Origin of the sequence: Candidatus Erwinia dacicola, assembly GCF_001756855.1 — a bacterium.
GTDB classification, from domain to species: domain Bacteria; phylum Pseudomonadota; class Gammaproteobacteria; order Enterobacterales; family Enterobacteriaceae; genus Erwinia; species Erwinia dacicola.
Genome location: NZ_MAYS01000167.1, coordinates 1 through 1,949, shown reverse-complemented (window position 1 = coordinate 1,949; position 1,949 = coordinate 1). Strand labels below are relative to the sequence as shown.

General features: G+C 43.0%; 2 protein-coding genes. Both read left to right on the top strand.

Annotation, left to right across the window (positions count from 1 at the left end; translation table 11 throughout):
* The first annotated feature begins 150 nt into the window (after positions 1–150).
* Entirely contained in the window at positions 151–567 is a 417-nt protein-coding gene (locus tag BBW68_RS18285) for a hypothetical protein (protein WP_148127546.1), read from the top strand.
* A gap of 59 nt (positions 568–626) precedes the next feature.
* On the top strand, positions 627–962 hold the full coding sequence (locus BBW68_RS05080; protein WP_070134280.1) for a hypothetical protein: 336 nt from the start codon (positions 627–629) through the stop codon (positions 960–962).
* The last annotated feature ends 987 nt before the right edge of the window (positions 963–1,949 follow it).

Below are 1,949 nucleotides of genomic sequence, written 5' to 3'. Positions count from 1 at the left end.
CAGCGCCACAGCGCCTGCTGGCACGTTTTATTACCCTGTAGCTTGCTGAAATAAAAGGATTTATTTCTATCAATGTCCACATATCGACCATATCTCAAGCCTAAACCCCGATAATCGGAGTTTTTTGCTATGGTTCAAATAAGAAGAAACATGGAAAAAATGCATAGCATAGACGACGCAGAGCGTCGAACATACCGCCGCTTGCAACTCGTTACGCCACAGCTATTTGCTCAATTTCTGTCGGAGAAAGGAGTAGCCAGAAGCTGTTTGGCCTGCGGTCATTCAGAACTTTCGACACCTGAAACCATGAGTTTAGATTCATCACGGAGTCCATTTCCTGAAAAGAAACCTTCAGAGCTGACTGAAGAAGAAAGCCAGCAATATTTTGAAGCGACAGCCGTCCACTATGCAACGCCATCGCTAATAGATGAATCGAAGACAAAATTGGTGTCCAATTATCAATACCGTCTCGTCTGCCAGAACTGTGGTTTTATCAGCTACTTTCGTGCTGCCAATGTTGTCTATTGGGTTGAAGACCGTATGAACGTTCACGAGGATGAATCATAACGGCTAAAGAAGATAATCTTGTACCCGTTGACTTCGGTGGCAACGGCAGAGGGGGTGGAATGAGCGATAGACTAGAAAAGCGAGTTGAAAAGCTTGAAAGTGATCTCTCTGATATCAAGCAAGACCTCGCTGCTATTAAAATTCGCTCGGAGAACTTCGCAGTAAAATCTGATATACAGTCCGTTCATATCGAGCTTGCTGAGATTAAAGGTAGTCTGAACCAATTCAAGGCACAGAGTGAACGATTCGTGACCAAGGATGAAGTTGAAAGACTTCGTGGGGATCTCATCAAGGAAGTGGGTTCAGTTAATAATCGAATCACTTGGTCTATTTTCATCCCCTTGCTTATTGCCGTTCTTGGATGGTTAGCTAAAGAATTCTTCTTTAAACAGTAACAAGTTACAGACAATTCAAACCCGCAATAGCGGGTTTAGATGAATCAATGCCTATCTGCCACTCCTATCACGTACCGAACTAACGAATCTAAAGTGGCATTTGTCACACCGCTCATCATCCAACGAGAATAAACGCTCAATTAATGAACGTCGCTTGCCACAGTCCTGGCAGTACTTAAGTGCAAAAAGTTTCATCGAATAATCATCATCTGGATACTGGAATGCGCTCACCATATGCCCCACTCCGTTTAATTTCCAATTACTTAGAACGATCGGTTTCGCTTAATTGATCGCTGATAACGATCAACAGCCATCGGGCAGCAGTATGTTAATAAACATGAGCTTAGCTTCGCCCCGTAATTAAGTCGGCCATCGGAAAACCGTCACAACCATCACAGCCATTTAAAACAGCTTTCAAGCATATAATTTAATTGACTAAACCCTGTGACGGTCAAACCATCACAAAACGTAACACAAACCGTTAAATATAATAAATTCAATGACTTATAAAACAGAGTTGTGATGTTTTAAGATCGTCACACCGTGATGCTTTTGTGATGGTTATAGATATGCTTATTTTTAATTAAATATCATATAAATACATAGGATTTATAAATCTTGTGACGTTTGTGACGGTTTTCCGATGCCCCCCTTCAATTTTTGGAAATGCCCGGATTGGTCAGAAATCACCCTGAATTTGTTGGTGAGTTTGTATCTCTCTCTGTATACTGATTTGGTCACTGATAGCAGCATGTGTACGCATGGATGGGCGCGCACGGAGCTGTGCAAATTATTTCAGTTGCGCCAGTTCGCACCGTTCACCGCAAACCCGCGCCAGCTGAGGCTTTCTGTTTTTTGGCAGTTACGAGATCCCGCTCCGACCCTTACGTAAAAAGTTACGTAATCACACCTGACACCGCATGGCGCAAGGCTTTCCCCTCTATGCCGACCTGCTGGCCACAGTCCCAAAACTGAAATCTTTGAAAT

Coding starts and splice junctions, on each gene's coding strand:
- BBW68_RS18285 (WP_148127546.1), top strand. CDS start 151: ATGGAAAAAATGCATAGCATAGACGACGCAGAGCGTCGAACATACCGC.
- BBW68_RS05080 (WP_070134280.1), top strand. CDS start 627: ATGAGCGATAGACTAGAAAAGCGAGTTGAAAAGCTTGAAAGTGATCTC.